20 protein-coding genes and 1 pseudogene are annotated in these 17,368 nt (G+C 68.4%); 8 read left to right on the top strand and 13 right to left on the bottom strand.

Annotated elements, in window-relative coordinates:
* The first annotated feature begins 4 nt into the window (after nucleotides 1-4).
* The 3 genes from ACW173_RS14285 to ACW173_RS14275 all read left to right on the top strand — a co-directional run bounded on the left by ACW173_RS14285 (nucleotide 5) and on the right by ACW173_RS14275 (nucleotide 1,801).
* Entirely contained in the window at nucleotides 5-898 is an 894-nt protein-coding gene (locus ACW173_RS14285) for an aldo-keto reductase family protein (protein WP_492080658.1), read from the top strand.
* Between the two features lie 68 nt (nucleotides 899-966).
* Entirely contained in the window at nucleotides 967-1,308 is a 342-nt protein-coding gene (grxD, locus tag ACW173_RS14280) for a Grx4 family monothiol glutaredoxin (RefSeq protein ID WP_492080657.1), read from the top strand.
* A 73-nt stretch (nucleotides 1,309-1,381) separates the two neighbouring features.
* On the top strand, nucleotides 1,382-1,801 hold the full coding sequence (locus tag ACW173_RS14275) for an acyl-CoA thioesterase (protein ID WP_492080656.1): 420 nt from the start codon (nucleotides 1,382-1,384) through the stop codon (nucleotides 1,799-1,801).
* A gap of 9 nt (nucleotides 1,802-1,810) precedes the next feature.
* Here the strand turns inward: ACW173_RS14275 and ACW173_RS14270 are convergent, their stop codons facing one another.
* The gene (locus tag ACW173_RS14270) at nucleotides 1,811-2,167 is read right to left on the bottom strand and encodes a hypothetical protein (RefSeq protein ID WP_492080655.1); all 357 of its coding nucleotides are present in this window, start codon (nucleotides 2,165-2,167) and stop codon (nucleotides 1,811-1,813) included.
* A 109-nt stretch (nucleotides 2,168-2,276) separates the two neighbouring features.
* Between ACW173_RS14270 and ACW173_RS14265 the strand changes: the two genes are divergently transcribed.
* Nucleotides 2,277-3,419: a serine hydrolase domain-containing protein gene (locus ACW173_RS14265; RefSeq protein WP_492080654.1), complete on the top strand. Its 1,143-nt coding sequence runs from the start codon at nucleotides 2,277-2,279 to the stop codon at nucleotides 3,417-3,419.
* A gap of 98 nt (nucleotides 3,420-3,517) precedes the next feature.
* Here the strand turns inward: ACW173_RS14265 and htpX are convergent, their stop codons facing one another.
* The 7 genes from htpX to fghA all read right to left on the bottom strand — a co-directional run bounded on the left by htpX (nucleotide 3,518) and on the right by fghA (nucleotide 7,438).
* A complete protein-coding gene (gene htpX / locus ACW173_RS14260; protein WP_492080653.1) occupies nucleotides 3,518-4,471 on the bottom strand; it encodes a zinc metalloprotease HtpX in 954 nt (317 codons plus the stop codon).
* Between the two features lie 8 nt (nucleotides 4,472-4,479).
* The gene (locus ACW173_RS14255) at nucleotides 4,480-4,794 is read right to left on the bottom strand and encodes a TFIIB-type zinc ribbon-containing protein (RefSeq protein WP_492080652.1); all 315 of its coding nucleotides are present in this window, start codon (nucleotides 4,792-4,794) and stop codon (nucleotides 4,480-4,482) included.
* A 282-nt stretch (nucleotides 4,795-5,076) separates the two neighbouring features.
* Nucleotides 5,077-5,694 (bottom strand): 30S ribosomal protein S4, encoded by a 618-nt coding sequence (gene rpsD / locus ACW173_RS14250; protein ID WP_010920368.1) that lies wholly within the window; start codon nucleotides 5,692-5,694, stop codon nucleotides 5,077-5,079.
* Nucleotides 5,695-5,842: 148 nt separating this feature from the next.
* Nucleotides 5,843-6,139: a hypothetical protein gene (locus ACW173_RS14245; RefSeq protein ID WP_492080651.1), complete on the bottom strand. Its 297-nt coding sequence runs from the start codon at nucleotides 6,137-6,139 to the stop codon at nucleotides 5,843-5,845.
* A complete protein-coding gene (locus ACW173_RS14240) occupies nucleotides 6,123-6,425 on the bottom strand; it encodes a type II toxin-antitoxin system RelE/ParE family toxin (RefSeq protein WP_492085996.1) in 303 nt (100 codons plus the stop codon). Before ACW173_RS14240 ends, ACW173_RS14245 begins: the two co-directional genes overlap by 17 nt.
* The gene (locus ACW173_RS14235) at nucleotides 6,377-6,553 is read right to left on the bottom strand and encodes an antitoxin (RefSeq protein WP_492080650.1); all 177 of its coding nucleotides are present in this window, start codon (nucleotides 6,551-6,553) and stop codon (nucleotides 6,377-6,379) included. Before ACW173_RS14235 ends, ACW173_RS14240 begins: the two co-directional genes overlap by 49 nt.
* Before the next feature lie 51 nt (nucleotides 6,554-6,604).
* Nucleotides 6,605-7,438, bottom strand: coding sequence for an S-formylglutathione hydrolase (gene fghA, locus ACW173_RS14230; RefSeq protein ID WP_492080649.1), 834 nt, complete (start codon nucleotides 7,436-7,438; stop codon nucleotides 6,605-6,607).
* 26 nt (nucleotides 7,439-7,464) lie between these two features.
* On the opposite strand from fghA, the pseudogene ACW173_RS14225 reads away from it, so the two are divergent.
* A pseudogene (locus tag ACW173_RS14225) lies at nucleotides 7,465-7,571 on the top strand (hypothetical protein); the annotation flags it as partial.
* 9 nt (nucleotides 7,572-7,580) lie between these two features.
* Here the strand turns inward: ACW173_RS14225 and ACW173_RS14220 are convergent.
* Nucleotides 7,581-8,690: an S-(hydroxymethyl)glutathione dehydrogenase/class III alcohol dehydrogenase gene (locus ACW173_RS14220; protein ID WP_492080648.1), complete on the bottom strand. Its 1,110-nt coding sequence runs from the start codon at nucleotides 8,688-8,690 to the stop codon at nucleotides 7,581-7,583.
* 142 nt (nucleotides 8,691-8,832) lie between these two features.
* Between ACW173_RS14220 and ACW173_RS14215 the strand changes: the two genes are divergently transcribed.
* Both ACW173_RS14215 and ACW173_RS14210 read left to right on the top strand, forming a co-directional pair.
* Complete coding sequence (locus ACW173_RS14215; protein WP_492080647.1) at nucleotides 8,833-10,017, top strand: GAF domain-containing sensor histidine kinase; 1,185 nt, start codon at nucleotides 8,833-8,835, stop codon at nucleotides 10,015-10,017.
* A gap of 3 nt (nucleotides 10,018-10,020) precedes the next feature.
* On the top strand, nucleotides 10,021-11,040 hold the full coding sequence (locus ACW173_RS14210; protein WP_492080646.1) for an oxidoreductase: 1,020 nt from the start codon (nucleotides 10,021-10,023) through the stop codon (nucleotides 11,038-11,040).
* On the opposite strand, the gene ACW173_RS14205 is transcribed toward ACW173_RS14210, so the two are convergent.
* The 3 genes from ACW173_RS14205 to ACW173_RS14195 form a co-directional block, all read right to left on the bottom strand.
* Complete coding sequence (locus ACW173_RS14205; RefSeq protein ID WP_492080645.1) at nucleotides 11,037-12,314, bottom strand: DUF1254 domain-containing protein; 1,278 nt, start codon at nucleotides 12,312-12,314, stop codon at nucleotides 11,037-11,039. The genes ACW173_RS14210 and ACW173_RS14205 overlap by 4 nt on opposite strands.
* Before the next feature lie 81 nt (nucleotides 12,315-12,395).
* On the bottom strand, nucleotides 12,396-12,812 hold the full coding sequence (locus tag ACW173_RS14200; RefSeq protein WP_492080644.1) for a host attachment protein: 417 nt from the start codon (nucleotides 12,810-12,812) through the stop codon (nucleotides 12,396-12,398).
* 91 nt (nucleotides 12,813-12,903) lie between these two features.
* Nucleotides 12,904-13,695 (bottom strand): RNA methyltransferase, encoded by a 792-nt coding sequence (locus ACW173_RS14195; RefSeq protein ID WP_492080643.1) that lies wholly within the window; start codon nucleotides 13,693-13,695, stop codon nucleotides 12,904-12,906.
* A gap of 78 nt (nucleotides 13,696-13,773) precedes the next feature.
* On the opposite strand from ACW173_RS14195, the gene ACW173_RS14190 reads away from it, so the two are divergent.
* Nucleotides 13,774-14,769, top strand: a complete 996-nt coding sequence (locus tag ACW173_RS14190) for a serine hydrolase (protein ID WP_492080642.1) — start codon at nucleotides 13,774-13,776, stop codon at nucleotides 14,767-14,769.
* Here the strand turns inward: ACW173_RS14190 and ACW173_RS14185 are convergent.
* On the bottom strand, nucleotides 14,766-17,189 hold the full coding sequence (locus tag ACW173_RS14185) for an ATP-binding protein (protein ID WP_492085995.1): 2,424 nt from the start codon (nucleotides 17,187-17,189) through the stop codon (nucleotides 14,766-14,768). The two genes, ACW173_RS14190 and ACW173_RS14185, sit on opposite strands and share 4 nt — an antisense overlap.
* Nucleotides 17,190-17,368 lie beyond the last annotated feature (179 nt).

The raw sequence follows: 17,368 nt of genomic DNA, 5'->3' as shown, positions 1-17,368 counted from the left end.
ACCGGTGCGCTACCGTCCGTTCGGCGCGTCTGGCATGACGGTTTCGGCGCTGACCCTGCGCCTGGCCGACAGCGCGCGCCTGCGGGCCAACGACTGGCGGGCGCTGGTCTTCACGGCCCTCGAGAACGGCATCAACAGCTTCCAGGTCGAGGGCGACTCTCCCGAACTGCTGAAGGGCGCGAGCGAGGCCTTCGCCAGCGTCGAGCGGCGCCTGCTGTTCCTGACCTGGCGGGTGCGCGGCGACGCGGGCCTGCTGGGACAGCAGGCCATCGACAGCCTGCTGGGTTCGGCCTTCCAGGGCCTGGGCCTGGACTATGTCGACCTCGTCCTGATCAACGACCCGCTGGCGCCCGCCCTGCCCCCGGCCTTCGACGCTGGCCTGCGCTCGCTGCATGAGAGCCGCGCGGTTAAGGGCCTAGGCGTCGCCAGCCGGGGCGATATCGATCCACGCCTGCTGAAGAGCGGCCTGGTCACGGCGGTCTCTTCGCCGTTCAACCTGTCGTCTGGCTGGGCCGAGCGTCACCGCATCCGCCACGCTTCGCAGCACAACTTCGCCGTCATCGGCGAGGACTTCTGGCCCCAGGCCCTGCGCGAGAGCGGCGGGGTCGCCGCCGCGCCCAAGCCGTCGCTTTGGCGCCGTCGCACGGACCCGCTGGCCGACTTTGGCGGTTATGAGTTCCTGCACGGCACGCCCGGGTGGAACGCCGAGGAGATCTGCCTGGGCTACGCCCTGACCGAGCCCTCCCTGGCCACCGTCCGCGTCACCGCCGGCAACCGCGCCGAAGTCGAGCGCCTGGCCGCCGTGGTCGAGCGCGATCTGCCCACCGGCGTCTGCGCCCAGATCGAGATGGCGCGCTTCTCGGCCCAGGAACGCGAGAAGGCGGCGGGGCGCGCTTGACCAGAAGCCCCCCTTGACCGTTCGGCCTGGGGCGCCTAGCTGAAAGGCTTACGCCTAGGACTGATCCCATGACCGACGTCGCTTCCTCACCCGCCCTCGACTTCATCGCCAAGACCGTGGCCGAGAATCCGGTCGTGGTGTTCATGAAGGGCGTGCCGGACCAGCCGCGCTGCGGCTTCTCGTCGATCGTCGTGCAGATCCTCGACCATCTGGGCGTCGAGTTCGTCGGCGTCGACGTCCTGCAGGACGACGACCTGCGCCAGGGCGTCAAGACCTTCACCGACTGGCCGACCATCCCGCAGCTGTACGTGAAGGGCGAGTTCGTCGGCGGCAGCGACATCATCCGCGAGATGTTCCAGTCGGGCGAACTGAAGACCCTCTTCGTCGACCAGGGCGTCCTGACGGCGTGAGCCTCCAGGCGAAGTGCGTAACGGTTCGCCGCCCGGGAGGCTCACTCTCTAAAAAGAACGCGCGGTAACGCGCGTGAGCCGGCTTTTTACGCCTCCCAGCGACGCGTACTCTCTGACCTTCGAGCCCAGGGCGTCGGACATCGACGCCAATGGCCACGTCAACAACGTGGTCTATCTGGCCTGGGCCCAGGACCTGGCCATCGCCCACTGGGAAGCCTGGGCGAGCGACGAGCAGCGCGCGCCCTGGAGCTGGGTCGCGCGCCGTCACGAAATCGACTACCGCCGTGAACTGCTGCCAGGTGAGATCGCCACGGGCTACACCTGGGTCGGCGAACTGAAGGGCCCGCGCTTCGAGCGGTATGTCCGCATCGACGGCCCCGACGGCGAGATGTGCGCCCAGAGCCGCACCGACTGGGTGCTCATCGACATCGCCGCCAAGCGCCCGGCCCGTGTCCTGCCCTGGATGGTCGAACGGTTCACGCCGAAGGGCTGAACGGTCATCTCACTCGCGAAGCGAGGGCGGAAGAAGCGGATTGGCGATGACGATGCGCTCGCCGCGCGACACGCCCAGCTCGTCGTAGCCGAACCGCAGTTGCACCGAGTCCGCCACCCCTTTGCATGTCTCCAACCGTCGCCGGGCGAAGGCGACCACCGCGTGACCGGCCTTGCGGTCGAGGCGGAACACGAAGTCGGCCTTGGCCGCGCAGCCCTTGGACGTCACCCGGATGGACAGGGCGTCAGGGCCGGCGTCGGCGGCAAGCAGCGGCTCCAGCTCGGGGAAGGTCTCATCCGGCGCGGCGGCCAGCAAGGCAGGCGTCGTCGCGCATCCGGCCAGCCCCAGGGCCACGCCGGCGAACATAAAACCTCTGCGCGATTGAACGAAGTTCATCGACCTCTGTACGAACCACCCAAACTTGGCCGAAGATCGCCTACCGCTGGCCGCCTGACCAGCCTTTGGGGAGTTTGTCGTGCGTCTTCGTTCAGCTTTCCTGGCCGCGTCCCTGGCCAGTGTCATGGCCGCCCCGGCCTTCGCCGCTAGTGACTACAAGAAACTGGACGCCGAGATCGAGCGGCTGGCGACCATCGGCAAGGTCCCGGGCGTGGCCGTCGCCGTCATCGAGAACGGCAAGGTCGCCCACGTCGCGGCCAAGGGCGTGCGCAACGCCAAGGGCGATCCGCTGACCCCGCGGACGGTCATGTACGCCGCCTCCATCACCAAGGCGACCTTCGCCTACTACGTCATGATGCTGGTCGACGACGGCAGGCTGGATCTGGACAAGCCGATCTCGACCTACCTTCCCAAGCCTCTGCCCGAGTATGAGACCTATGCGGATCTGGCCAACGAGCCCCGGTGGCGCGAGATCACCCCGCGTATCCTGATGACCCACTCGGCGGGCTTTCCGAACTTCCGCTGGCTGAACCCCGACGAGAAGCTGGACATCAAGTTCAAGCCCGGCAGCCGCTACGCCTATGCCGGCGAGGGCGTCAACCTGATGCAGTTCGTCATCGAGCAGGGCCTGGGCCTGAAGGTCGGGGAAGAGATGGACCGCCGCCTCTTCCAGCCCCTGGGCATGACCCGGTCGGGCATGGTCTGGCGCGACGACTTCAAGACCGACCTCGCCGACGGCATGAAGGAGGACGGGACGTGGGAGCCGCACGATGACCGCTCCAGCGTCAAGGCCGCCGGCTCGCTGGACACCACGATCTCGGACATGGGCAAGCTGGCGGCGGCCATGGCCTCGGGCTGGGGCCTGTCGGCCAAGGCGCGCGCGGAGCTCACCAAGGTCAGCCTGCCGATCACCAGCGCCAGCGAGTTCCCGACCTTCACGCCCGAGGTCAACCCGGATAACGCCAAGATCGGCCTGGGCGCCGGGATCGGCGTCGTGGCCTTCGACGGGCCGCAGGGCCACGCCTTCATCAAGGGCGGCCACAACGACATCACCGACAACATCCTGATCTGCGTCGAGAAGGGCCAGCGCTGCATGGTCATCCTGACCAACAGCGGCGTGGGCCAAAGGATCTTCCCGCCCCTGGCCAAGGCCGCGCTGGGCGAGACCGGCGCGCCCTGGACCTGGGAATATACGCGACGACTGCCGGTCGCCGCGCCCTAGAGCATTCTCCGATCCGAGCGGATCGACAAAATGCTCCAGGCTTTTGAGTTAGAGCCTTTTTTATCCGACCGATCGTTTCGATCAGGTCGAAAAGGGCCCTAGCCCCAGGGGCCGGGGTCGCGGCTCTCGCGGCTGGGCGGGACCATGGTCGTCGTGGCCGCCGCGACCGGACGCCGCGCCCCCTGCCCCACACCCAGCCGCAGCAGGGCTTCGACGCGGTTCTGGGTCGCGGGGTGGGTCGAGAACAGGCTGTCCGCGCCCTTCCCGGTCAGCGGGTTGATGATGAACATGTGGGCCGTGGCCGGATTGCGTTCGGCGTCGTGGTTGACGTAGCCGCCGCGCGCATAGGCCTCGATCTTCTCCAGCGCGCGGGCCAGGGCGGCCGGGTCGCCGCCGATCTGGGCGCCGATGCGGTCGGCCTCATATTCCCGGGCCCGGCTGATGGCCATCTGCACCAGCATGGCGGCGATCGGCGCCAGGATGGCGATGGCGATCGCGCCGATCATCCCGCCGATGCCGCCGCCATTGCCTTCCTCGTCGCGCGAGCCGCCGAAGAAGAACGCGAAATTGGCCAGGGCCGAGATCGCGCCGGCGATGGTCGCCGTCACGGTCATCACCAAGGTGTCGCGGTTCTTCACGTGGGCCAGCTCGTGGGCCATGACGCCGCGGATCTCGTCGCGGGTCAGCAATTGCAGCAGGCCCGTGGTGGCCGCGACGGCCGCGTGGGCGGGATCACGGCCGGTGGCGAAGGCGTTGGGCTGGGCGTTCTCGATCACCGTCACGCGCGGACGCGGCAGACCTGCCTTGGCCGCCATCTCGACGACGTCGACCACATAGTTGCGGATCAGCGGCTCGGGGTGGCTTTCATCGACCTCCCGCGCGCCATAGGTCCGCAGCACGATCTTGTCGGCGTTCCAGTACGAGAAGGCGTTCAAGGCGAGCGCGAACGCCAGGGCGATCAGCATGCCGGTCGGCCCGCCGATCAGATAGCCCGCGCCCATGAACAGGGCCGTCAGGCCCGCCAGCAGCATGTAGGTCTTGAAGTGGTTCATCGTGTGGATCAGTCAAAGATGTCGAAAAGGTCGAAGCGCTTTTTCTTGTGATGACCATGCTGGCCGTGATGGCGGCGATCATCGTCGTCATAGCGCTTATGGTCTTCGTGGCGCTTATGGTCGGCGTAGTGGTCGGGGCGGCTATAGGGCCGCTGGCCGGCCTGCGCGACCTGGGCCTCCTCGCGCTCGAGGGCCATCAGCTTCTCCAGCTCGCCACGGTCCAGCCAGACGCCACGGCAGCGCGGGCACATGTCGAACTCGACGCCGGCGCGCTGCACGGCCTGCATGGAGCCGTCGCAGTTGGGGCACATCAGAAGGGGCATATGGAACCTCCGGTCCAAGGGGATGGGTCGGGTGTCCTCGTGTCGGAGGCGGCGCCTTGGGGAGGGGGCAGAGGCGGCCGGACCCAGTGACATCGAGAACACCCGATGCGGTCCGACATCACGAGCGCTTGCATCGCTCGCCAGAGGGGCCCGGTCCCGCCCCATAAAGCTGGGGGAGCGCCCGGGGCCTTTCAAGGGGTCCCCGTCCCTTAAGGGACGCGCGACAAAAAAGGCCCCGGATCGCTCCGGGGCCTCTTCCGTGTCTGTGTTCGGATCCGACGCTTACGAAGCGTAGAATTCGACGACCAGGTTCGGTTCCATCTTCACCGGATACGGAACTTCCGACAGTTCCGGAGCGCGGACGAAGGTGGCCGACAGGCTCTTGGCGTCGACCGAGACGTACTCGGCGAAGTCACGCTCGTTCGAGGCGACGGCTTCGAGGACCAGAGCCATGTTGCGCGACTTTTCGCGGACCTGGATCACGTCGCCGGCCTTGCAGCGGTACGACGGGATGTTCACGCGCTTGCCGTTCACGGTCACGTGGCCGTGGTTCACGAACTGGCGGGCGGCGAACACGGTCGGCACGAACTTGGCGCGATAGACGATGGCGTCCAGGCGCGACTCGAGCAGAGCGATCAGGTTCTCCGAGGTGTTGCCCTTGCGGCGAGCGGCTTCCTCGTAGGTGCGCGAGAATTGCTTCTCGGTCAGGTTACCGTAGTAGCCCTTCAGCTTTTGCTTGGCGCGCAGCTGCAGACCGAAGTCCGAAACCTTGCTCTTGCGACGCTGGCCGTGCTGGCCCGGGCCGTACGAGCGCGAGTTGACCGGGGACTTCGGACGGCCCCACAGGTTTTCACCCATGCGGCGGTCGATCTTGTACTTGGCGCTATGGCGCTTGGACATAAGTCACTCTTCTTTTCGATCCGGGCCGGCTCCCCCAAAGGAGGTGCGATCTCAACGGCGGCTTCGGGTCAATCCGTCATGCGATTTTCGCGCCGTCCGGCGAGCCGGCGGCGTGAAGGGTGGCTTATCGAGGAAACACCTCGGGGAGTCAATGTTGGCGGTCGTGCCCCAACATGGCCCGCCGCTCCCGCGAACGCTGTTGGTGACGGCGCTGCGCGCTGCGCCACCCCATCCAGAACACCCGGTAGCCCGCGACCGCCAGGAACGGCATGGTGAGGAAGAGCGGATCGAAGCCATGGCCATAACGCCCCGGCAGGTCCCGCCCGCCCAAGGCGTCCAGGAGAACCGCGCCCCATCCGCAAACGAAGATGAACGCCATCGACCGCCACGGCGTCAGCGGATTGACCAGGTCGTCGTTCTCGTCGGCATCAAAGTCGTGCGGCATGTCGAATACGAACGATGTGCACGACACCGTCTCCTGCGTGGTAGCGGATCACATAAGGCGGGATGACGACCAGTTCTCGCAGCGTAACCGTCGCCAGCCTTCCGCGTTCGGGGTGCTCGGCCAAGCTTTCCGCCGCCGCACGCAGACGGGCGGCCATGCGCTGCGCTGCCAACGGACTAAACTGCCCGATATAGTCGCGGATGGCCGCTAGATCGGCCAGCGCTCGCCAAGTCCAGACTACTTGCGCCACTTGGCCGGAGCGGGCTTCTCGTCCGGCGTTCCCCAGGTATCGAGCCAGGCCGCAACTTCATCATGCGGAACCACGCGACCGGCGGCGATATCCGCCATGCCTTCGGCGTCGGCGGCCGCTTCGGCTTCTTCATCAGTCTCGAAGATGGAGGGCTCGGGGACCATGAGGGAAGCATAGCAGATCGCTATGCGCCCTCAACGGTCAGAATGGAAAATTCACAACCTTTGAGCGTGCCAATCCAAGTGATCGCCGATGAAGGTCGTGATGAAGAAGTAGCTGTGGTCGTAACCGTCCTGGCGGCGGACCGTGACCTTGCGGCCGGCCTTTTCGGCGGCGGCTTCGATCAGCTGCGGCTTCAACTGGTTTTCCAGGAAGCTGTCGGCCAGGCCCTGGTCGATCAGGATCTCGTCGAAGCTGCCGCCCGCTCCGTCCTCGATCAGCGCGCAGGCGTCGTGCGCCCGCCACGCGGCGCGGTCCTCGCCCAGATAGGCGGTCATCGCCTTGTCGCCCCACGGGCAGTTCAGCGGCGAGACGATCGGCGAGAAGGCGCTGACCGACTTGAAGAGGTCTGGATTGCGCAGCGCGATGGTCAGCGCCCCGTGGCCGCCCATCGAGTGGCCGAAGATCCCCCGCCGCGCCGGATCCAGCGGGAAGGCGCCGTCGACGGCTTCCAGCAGGTCCTTGGTCACGTACGAGTACATCTGGAAGTGCGGCGCCCACGGGGCCTGGGTGGCGTCGACATAGAAGCCAGCGCCCTGCCCCAGGTCGTAGGCCGGATCGTCAGCGACGCCTTCACCACGCGGCGAGGTGTCGGGCGCGACGATCGCCACGCCGTGCCTGGCGGCATAGGCGTAGACCCCCGACTTCACCGTGAAATTGTCCTCGGTGCAGGTCAGGCCCGACAGCCAGACGAGATAGGGGAAAGGCCCCTCCCCGTCCGGAACCCACACCGTGAACTTCATCGGCGTGCCGGTGCTGGCGCTGTCGTGCTTGCAGTAACGCAGCGCACCGCCGTGGACGCGGTGGGTGTTGAGGATTTCGACGGTCAAGGCTGGTCTCCTCTCCCTTCCCCTTGATGGGGAAGGGTTGGGGATGGGGTGATCTACTGAGTTGGCGGCCGTGCACGGCATCAACCGCCGTAGTCACCCCCACCCCTGCCCCTCCCCCATCAAGGGGGAGGGAAAACTTGAACTAGAACGTCACCACGGTCCGGATGCTCTCGCCCGCGTGCATCAGGTCGAAGGCCTTGTTGATGTCTTCCAGCGGCAGCACGTGGGTGATCATCGGGTCGATCTGGATCTTGCCGTCCATGTACCAGTCGACGATCTTGGGCGTGTCGGTGCGGCCGCGCGCGCCGCCAAAGGCCGTGCCTTTCCAGACCCGGCCGGTGACCAGCTGGAACGGACGGGTGGAGATCTCCTTCCCCGCCTCGGCCACGCCGATGATGATGCTTGTCCCCCAGCCGCGGTGGCAGGCTTCCAGCGCCGTGCGCATGACGCCGGTGTTGCCGGTGGCGTCGAAGGTGTAGTCGGCGCCGCCGTCGGTCAGGGCCACCAGGTGCGCGACCAGGTCGCCCTGCACGTCCTTGGGATTGACGAAGTGGGTCATGCCGAACTTGCGGCCCCATTCCTCGCGGTCAGGATTGAGATCGACGCCGATGATCATGTTGGCGCCGACCAGCTTCAGGCCCTGGATGACGTTCAGGCCGATGCCGCCCAGGCCGAAGACGATGGCGTTGGCGCCCGGCTCGACCTTGGCGGTGTTGGTGACCGCGCCGACGCCGGTGGTCACGCCGCAGCCGCAGTAGCAGGCGGTCTTGAACGGGGCGTCCTTGCGGATCTTGGCCACCGCGATCTCGGGCAGCACCGTGTAGTTCGAGAAGGTCGAGCAGCCCATGTAGTGGGCGATGGCCTGGCCCTTGTACGAGAAGCGGCTCGTCCCGTCCGGCATCAGGCCCTTGCCCTGGGTCGCGCGGATCGCCGTGCACAGGTTGGTCTTGCCGCTGAGGCAGCTTTTGCACTGGCGGCATTCGGGCGTGTAGAGCGGGATCACGTGGTCGCCGACCGCCACCGAGGTGACGCCCGGGCCGATCTCGACCACCACGCCCGCGCCCTCGTGGCCCAGGATCGACGGGAAGATACCTTCGCTGTCGAGACCGTCGAGCGTGTAGGCGTCGGTGTGGCAGACGCCGGTGGCCTTGATCTCGACCATCACCTCGCCGGCCTTGGGACCTTCCAGGTCGACCTCGACGATTTCCAGCGGCTTCTTGGCTTCGAAAGCGACGGCGGCGCGGGTCTTCATCTTGAGTCTCCTGGATTGAGCGGCCGCAATCTGCCGAGGAAGGTCGGCGCGGTCGAGCCTAGTTCGCGACTAAGTCGCCTTCCCGACGGTGATTTGGCTCGCGCCATGGTCTAGACTGTCTGGCGAAGTGGGGATCCCGGACTTGCCGACGATTGACGACGACGTGGCGGCGATCTCCAGGATCGACGTGGCGCCGAAAATCCTGGACGTGGTCTGCCGCACGACCGGCATGGGCTTCGCGGCCGTGGCCCGGGTCACCGAGGACCGCTGGGTCGCCTGCGCGGTCAAGGACGACATCGCCTTCGGCCTGAAGCCCGGCGGCGAACTGGAGGTCGTCACCACCATCTGCGACGAGATCCGCGACAGCGGCGCGGCCGTGGTCATCGATAACGTCGCCGAGGATGACGACTTCCGCGACCACCACACGCCGCGCCAGTACGGCTTCCAGAGCTACATCTCGGTGCCCATCCGCCGCAACGGCGAGTTCTTCGGCACGCTGTGCGCCATCGATCCGCGTCCCGCCAAGCTGAAGTCGCCCGAAATCATCGGCATGTTCGAGCTGTTCGCCGAGCTGATCGGCAGCCACCTCGAGGCCGAAACGCAGCTGGCCAAGAGCGAGGCCGCGCTGCTGGACGCTCAGGCCACGTCGGAGCTGCGCGACCAGTTCATCGCCGTGCTGGGCCACGACCTGCGCAACCCGCTGGCCGCCATCGACGGCGGCGTGCGGCTGTTGTCCAAGACGCCGCTGAACGAGCGCGGGACCTGGGTCATCGGCGAGGTGCGCAAGAGCGTCGACCGCATGGCCGGCTTGATCGACGACGTCCTCGACTTCGCGCGCGGACGGCTGGGCGGAGGCATCGGCGTCGAGCGCCGCCGCGCCCCGGCCCTGCGCGACGCGCTCGAGACCGTGGTCGCCGAACTCAAGGCCGCCCATCCCCAGCGCGTTATCGAGACCGAGCTGAACTTGGCGGGCGCGCCGAAGGTGGATGTGGGCCGCATCAGCCAACTTCTCTCCAACTTGGTGGGCAACGCCATCACCCACGGGGCCACCGACCAGCCGGTGCGGGTTCAGGCGCGCGACCATGACGGCATGTTCGAGCTGTCGGTGGCCAATGGCGGCGACCCGATCCCGGCCGATACGGCCCAACGCCTCTTCCAACCGTTCGTGCGGATCTCGTCTGCGCCTACCCAGGGCGGGCTGGGGCTGGGCCTCTACATCGCCGCCGAGATCGCCCGGGCCCACGGCGGACAGCTGAGCGTGACGTCCGACTCCACGGAAACCCGCTTCACGTTCCGCATGCCCCTCCACGAGTCCGAAGCCGAGTAACCCATGACCAAGTCGCTGAATGTCGCCCTGCTTGGCTATGGCATGGCGGGGAAGGTCTTCCACGCCCCGCTGATCGCCGCCACGCCGGGACTGACGCTCAGGACCGTCGTCACCTCGCGCGTCGATCAGGTCGCCGCCGACCACCCGGGCGCGAGCGTCGTACCGGAGGTCGCCACGGCGCTGGCCGATCCCGCCATCGATCTGGTGGTGGTCGCCACGCCCGACGCCGTCCACGCCCAGCATGGCCGCGCGGCCTTGGCGGCGGGCAAGGCGGTGCTGATCGACAAGCCGTTCGCCACCACGCTGGCCGACGCCCAAGCCCTGGCCGAGCAGGCCGCGAACGCCGGCAAGCTGCTCAGCGTGTTCCACAACCGCCGCTGGGATAGCGACTTCCTGACGATCAAGCAGCTGATCGCCGATGGCGCCCTGGGCGAGGTCACTCACTTCGAGTCCCGCTACGACCGTTTCCGGCCCGTGGTCGTCGACCAGTGGAAGGAAAAGGCCGGCGCCGGGACCTGGTATGGCCTGGGTCCGCACCTGGTCGACCAGGCGCTGCAGCTGTTTGGCATGCCGGTCGGGGTCTATGCAGACTTCGCGGTCCAGAAGCACGGCGGCCAGGCGGTCGACTACTGCCACGTGCTGCTGCGTTATCCGCGCCTGCGAGTGATCCTGCACGCCTGCCAGCTGGCGCCCGTCAACGACCTGCGCTTCGTGGCGCATGGAACGGGCGGCAGCTTCATCAAGCACGGCCTGGATCCGCAGGAGGCCGCCTTGGCCGCCGGGGCGAAGCCGGGCGGCGCGGGCTGGGGCGTCGATCCGCGTCCAGGCGCCTTGTCGCGCGTCGAGGGCGGGCCGGACTTTACGAGCCTGCCCGGCGACTACCTGGCCTTCTACGCCGCCCTGCGCGACGCCCTGAACGGCGCCGGTCCCAACCCGTCGAACCCGACCGACGCCCTGGCGACCATGACCGTGATGGACCTCGCCATGCGCAGCGCTGAGAAGCGGCGCGAGCTGACACTCTAGACCTTGACGATCGGCGGCAGGCGGAAGCGGCCGTCCAGCAGTTCGGCCCTCGGAAGATAGGCGCGCAGGTACATCGCGAACGGCCCGGCCTTGGGGGCCGGCAGCCAGTTGGCGGCGCGGTCGCCGCCAGGGTCGGCGCGACCGATCCAGAGGTCCAGCGTCCCGTCGCTGTTGCGCTTCAGCCCGGGCGTGCGGTCGCCGATCGCGTAGCGCTTGATCGGGTTGTCGGTGAAGAAGAACTGGCCGTCGGACGTGGCCTCGTACATCGACAGCGACCAGAAGCCGTCCAGCGGGATCTGGGCGGGCAGGCTCAGCCGGTAGAGCCCGTCGCCGGTGAAATTGCCCGCCCCGTCGTCGCCCGCCGCCTTCATGTACATGGCCTCGGCCACCGGCAGCGCGCCCAGACCCTGCAGGGCGACGATCGCGCGATAGAGATAGTCCTGGCCGTAGTCGCCGAGGTTGGGACGCGGATAGGACCAGCCGTTCGTGAACACCTGCCGCCCCTGGGCGAAGACGGTGATCATCCGGGCCTGCTCGACGCCGGTGGCCGCCGCGGCCTCGTCGAACGGACCCGCGCCCAGGAAAGCGGCGGCGCGACGCAGGATCCGCAGGTCGCTGGGCGGCGCCGGGTCGCTGGCCAGCAGGGCCTTGGCCGTGGCGAAATAGTCGGCCGGCTTGGCGTCGCGGGCGGCGTGGGACGGGGCCGCGCCACCGGCCGGTCCCTTCAGCACGAAACCGTCTTGGGCCTTGTGCGTGGCGACCAGGTCTTCGCCGCCGTCGGTCAGGATGCGGACTAGCAACCAGGCGTGCGGCGTGGCGATGCGGACGGGGTTGGGCCCGCTCGAGGCCTGGCCCGGCCCGACCAGGGTGAAGGTCCCGCCCTCGCCGCCGATCGTCCGCGCGCCCAGCACGACGTTGTTGTTGGTGAACATGTCCATCACCGCCACCGAGTAGTAGCGCTGGCCCATCGGCGGGATGGTCAGGGTCACCGGCCCCTTGGAAAGATCCAGGAACGCCGGCGAGTAGAGCGTGTCGTTATTGGGCGTCGTGACCCAGCGGGCGGTGTGGTCCGACAGGGTGCGGGTATGGCGCAGCGCATTGACGGCCGCGCCAGGGATCTTGAGGATCCGCGCCCGGGCGGTGGCCATCTCGATCAGCGGCAGGGCGTAGAGCCAGGCGTCCCGCGCGGCGGTGGCGTCGCCGTCGGCGGCGCGAGCGAGCGTTGGCGCGAAGCCCAGCGCGCCGGCCAGGGCCAGCAGTTCTCGACGGTTCATGCCGCCCTCCCCAACATTTGTTTGAAGGGAGTGAACGCGGGAACGGCGCGGGACGCAAGCGTCGCGCGCCGCCAAATCAATTCAGGCCGCGTTGGCGAAGCGCGCGGCGTGAACGACACTTTCCAAGGTGATCAGGGTGGCGTCGACGCGGTCGTGGGCGTCCGAGCCGACGACCTTCTTGGCCACCGTCGACGACAAGGCCTCGCGAAGATGTCCCAGGGCCCTGGGCGGCGCCACCAGGACCACCTGTTCCAGGCCATGCTTGGCCACCAGGGTTTCGACGCGCTTGGCCAGGCCGGCGAGGAACGCCTTCTCGGCCCGATCACGCGCGTCACCCGAATGGGTGATGTGACTGGGCGCGGCGTGATCGTGATGTTCCTTCACGTCCGCCAGCCATTCAGGTCGGTCATGCAGCGGTCCGTCGATCCGCGCCTGCTCCAGCAGCCGGGCGCGACGTCCGTCGGCGACGACGATGAGGGTTGTTGCATCGGGGGTCATGGGAGCTCCTTGCTTGGCCACGGCTGGAGCTTGCGCCCCCCTGAACGGCGCGCGGATGATCAAGGTCAAAATTCGCGCCGGGCTTTGATCCTTAAGGGGTCTCGCCCTCCGCCGCCTTGGCGGCCAGCTTGGCCAGGACCCGGCCACGGCCCTTGCTCAGCGCGGTGATCACGCCCCGGAAGGTGCGGACCTCCTGATCGCTCAGCCGGGCCCGGGCCAGGGGGACGCGCAGGTTGCGGACCATCGACGGCTTCTTCTCCGGCGGATGGTAGAAGCCGGCCTTGTCCAGCTCGCCCTCCAAGTGCTCGTACAGGCCAAGCAGCGTCGCCTGGTCGGCGGGCTCCTCGACGTTCTGCTCGAACTTCTTCCAGGGCCGGTCGTCCTGGGTCATTTTCCATTCGTAGGCGTTGATCGACACCGCCTGGGCCAGGTTCAGCGAGCGGAAACGCTCGTCGATCGGGATCGAGACGATGGCTTGGCACAGGGCGATGTCGTGGGTCTCCAGGCCCGCGCGTTCGCCGCCGAACAGCAGGCCGACGGCGCGGCCCTGGGCGACCTCTTCGGATAGGTGCGCGGCGCTCTCACGTGGGGTGTGGACCGGCAAACGCGTCTCGCGCGGGCGGGCCGTGGTGGCGTAGACCAGCTTCAGGTCGGCGATGGCGGCTTCCAAGGTGTCGAAGACCTTGGCGTCGTCCAGCGGCCAGCTGGCGCCCGAGGCGCTGGCCCAGGCCCGCTCCTGCGGCCAGCCATCGCGCGGCCGCACCAGGCGCAGGTCGTGGAGCCCGAAATTGGCCATCACCCGGGCCACCGCGCCGATGTTCTCGGCCAGCTGGGGCTCATTGAGGATCACGCAGGGTGGGACGGGCTTGAAGTCTTCGGTCATCCCGCACCCTTTGCCGCCGACTAACCGTCCGATGCAAGAGGCTGGCAGCCGAAACCGCCACGGCCGCGTTTACCCGGCATGTCCCGCCGCGCCGTCCTGACCGCCCTTCTCGCCCTGCCCCTGCTGCATGCCTGCGGCGAGAAGCCGATGCTGGGCCAGCAAGAGCCGACCATGCAGCCCAAGCGGCTGCAGAAGCGGATCGAGGCGATCGCGGTTCGCGCCCAGCCAGCCATACTGGGCGTGGCGGTCGAGGACCTGACCACCCGTCAGCTGTGGGCCTTCAACGGCGACCAGAAGTTCCCGCTGGGAGCGGCCGCGCGGGTCCCGATCCTGGCGGCGGTGATGGCCGAGACGGCGCTCGGCCGCCTGCCGCCCGAGACGGCCATCCCCGTCCGCGACGTCGACCTGTCGCCGCCGCCCAGTTCCGTGGCCGACGCCTGGCCGGGCCGCCAGTTCTGGACCGCCGCCGACCTGGAGCTGCTGGCCCTGCACGGCGACGCCACCGCCCTGGACCTCCTGACCAAGCGGATCGGCGGACCGGGCGCCGTCAATGGCTGGCTGGACGTCCAACGCATCGACGGAGTCAGCGTCGACCGGTACCAACGCCAGGCGCGGGCCGAGGCGCTGGGCCTGGCCTCGTTCCGCGCCGACTGGAAGGGCGAGGACGCCTGGAACAAGGCCATCGCCTCGGTTCCCCCCGCGCGGCGCGCTCGCGCGGGCCGCGAGCGCCAAACCGACCCGCGCGACACCGCCACGCCGGTGGGCATGATCCGGTTGCTGGAAGCCTTCGTCCAGCGCGAGCTCGGCGTGGCGCCGGACGTCGATCGCCTGCTGGGCCACGACCCCGGCTACCTGGCGCTGGCCCTGCCCAAGGGCGCGCGGCTGGCCCAGGCGGCCGGCTCGGCGCGAGCGGACCAGGGCTTCACGTCCTCCAGCCACGCCCTGGCCGTGGTCGCGCTGAAGGACGGCCGCCGCATCGCCTTCGTGGTGTTCCTGACCGGCTCGACCCTCGACGCGACCGCGCGGCAGCGGATCATCGCCGAGGTCGGCCGCGCGGTGCTCGAAGAGTTCTAGGCGCGCCGCCCCCGCGCCAGGGCTTCGAGCAATTGGGCAGGGTGCAGCGGCTTGGCCAGGTGCAGGTCCGCGCCGGCCGAGTGGGCGGCGGCGACGTGCTCTTCCATGGCGTTGGCGGTCAGCATGATGACCAGCGTCGGCGGCGCGGCGGAAGCCTTTTCCCGGGCGCGAATGGCCCGGGTGGCGGTCAGGCCGTCCATCACTGGCATCTGCATGTCCATCAGCACCGCGTCGAAGCCGGTCGCCTCCAGCGCGTCCAAGGCCGCCTGGCCGTCCTCGACCATGGTCAGGTCGACGCCGAATGGCTCCAGCACGATCTCGACCACCTTGCGGTTCGTCGGATGGTCCTCGGCGACCAGCACCCGCATGCCTTCCAGCGAAATCTCGCGATCCTCCTCGACCGCCTTCTCGGTCAGGTCGGCGCAGCGGGTCAGCGGCAGCACGACCTCGAAGCGCGCGCCCTGCCCCGGCGTGGCGTCGGCGCGGATCTTGCCCCCCATCATCTCGGCCAGCGCCGCGCAGATCGACAGCCCCAGTCCCGTGCCGCCGAACTGGCGGGTGATCGACTGGTCGGCCTGGACGAAGCGCTTGAACAGGCGGTCTCGCACGGCCTCGTCGAAGCCGACCCCGGTGTCGCGCACGACGAAGCGCACGGCCTCTTCCACACGATCGACCTCCAGCGACACCTCGCCCTGGCCGGTGAATTTCACGGCGTTGGCCAGCAGGTTGGAGAGGATCTGGCTGATCCGTCCGGCGTCGCCGTCGTAGGTCCCCTCGGCGTCGGGCGAGACCGACCAGCGGAAGACCAGATGCTTGGCCTCGGCCGCCGCCGCGTGCAGCTCGGCCATGCCGCGCACCAGCTGGGTCAGGTCGAAGGCGACGGGGGTCAGCTGAAACTCGCCCGCCTCGATCTTGGAGACGTCCAGGATGTCGCCCAGCACCTGCTCCAGCAGGCGGCCCGAGGACGAGACCAGCGCGGCCAGCTCTCGGCGGGCGATCGGATCCTCCTCGTCGGCCAGGCGGTCGCCAATGGCGATGACCCCGTTCAGCGGCGTTCGCAGCTCGTGGGACATGTTGGCCAGGAACACCGACTTGGCCTGGTTGGCGCGCTCCAGTTCGGCGGTGCGCTCGGCCACCCGGTCCTCCAGCGAGCGGCGCAGCTCTTCGTTGCGGTCGCGCTGGCGGCGCAGCGCCCTGGCCAGGGAACCGATCTCGTCCTGTCGCGCCTCGATCGGCTTGGCCGCGGCGGAGTCGCCCTGCTGCTGGGCCTCGGCCAGCACCGCCAGGGGCTCGGTCACCATCCGGTTGGTCAGGCGGTAGAGCAGCGGCGCCTGCAGGGCCACGCCGATGAAGCCGAACAGCAGCACCCACGAGGCCGTCTTCAGCGACGACCAGACGATGTCGGCCGACGGGAACGCCATGATGAACCACCAGCCCGGCTCGACCAGGCGGCCATAGGCCACCAGTTGGTCGCCTCGAGGCGACAGCACCGTGCCGATGTCGCTGTTCTGGGCGCGGATGTGGTCGACCAGGCGCTTGAGGTCGTTGTCGGCCTCGAACTTCCGCAGGATCGCGACGTCGACGACGCCGTTGCGGGCCAGCCCTTGCGCGGCCACCAGCTCGCCGTCGTCGGCCACGATCAGGTTGCGCCCGCCCGGCAGGGCGTCGGCCACGGCCCGCAGCAGGTAGCTGTCCAGCGACAGGCTGGTGCCGAACGCCCCCATGAACTGGCCCTTGTAGTAGAAAGGCGTCATGCAGGCCGCGTTAAGCCCCCGGCCGCTGGGATCCGAGATCAACCGCCGCAGCTTGGTGCACTTCATGACCCGGCCCGGATTGTTCTCCGGCAGGGTCAGTTGGGTCATTTCCTCGTGGGCGATGGAAAGGTCCGGCGGCGCGGTCTTGCGATAGTACATCAGCTTGTCGGGCCGGTTGGGACCGAACATCACCAGGCGCGTGCGGGGCGTGAAGAAGTAGAAGTTGTCGTAGTGGCGGATCTCGGTCTCGCCGGTGGCCGCCACCACGTCGGTCGCGCCCACGAACAGCTCCTGCTCGGGCAGGCTCATGGTGTCCGCCTGCGCCAGATAGGCGCCGACGCCGTAGACATAGCGGTTGCCGATGCGCGCGCCGTCGAACAGAGCGGGTATCGAGCGCCGGGTGCCGTCGCCCTTTTCAGGGAATAGCCGCTCGAACTGGGCGTGGATCTCGGGATCATCGCTCATGGCCAGACGCCGGGTCAGGGCCTCGCGGGCGGCGTCGTGCACCTTCACCAGGTCGGAGAACAGGCGGTCCTCGGTCTTGACCCGCTCGCCGACATATTCGGCCAGGTGCCGGGTCTGGGTGTCGGCGGCGCTCTTGCGCACGAAGACGAAGGCCGCCGCCGTCGCGACGCCCGTCACGGCGATCGACAAGATCGCCACCATGGTCAGCAGCCGCCGCGCCAAAGGCGCGGTCACCTCGGCGATCGCTCCCGGATTGTCGTTCAAACGAACTCCCTCAAGCCAGTCCGGGACAGACTGGCTTGTCCCTTCCAAAGTTCCGAGCGAGTCTCACGAAACGCACTCGGGCCCGCGCCCCCGGGGCCGTTATCCCCAAATCGCCA

Source organism: Caulobacter sp. ALps2 (genome assembly GCF_058681635.1).
Note: the sequence above shows the minus strand (reverse complement) of the source record. Positions and strands in the feature narration are given on the sequence as shown.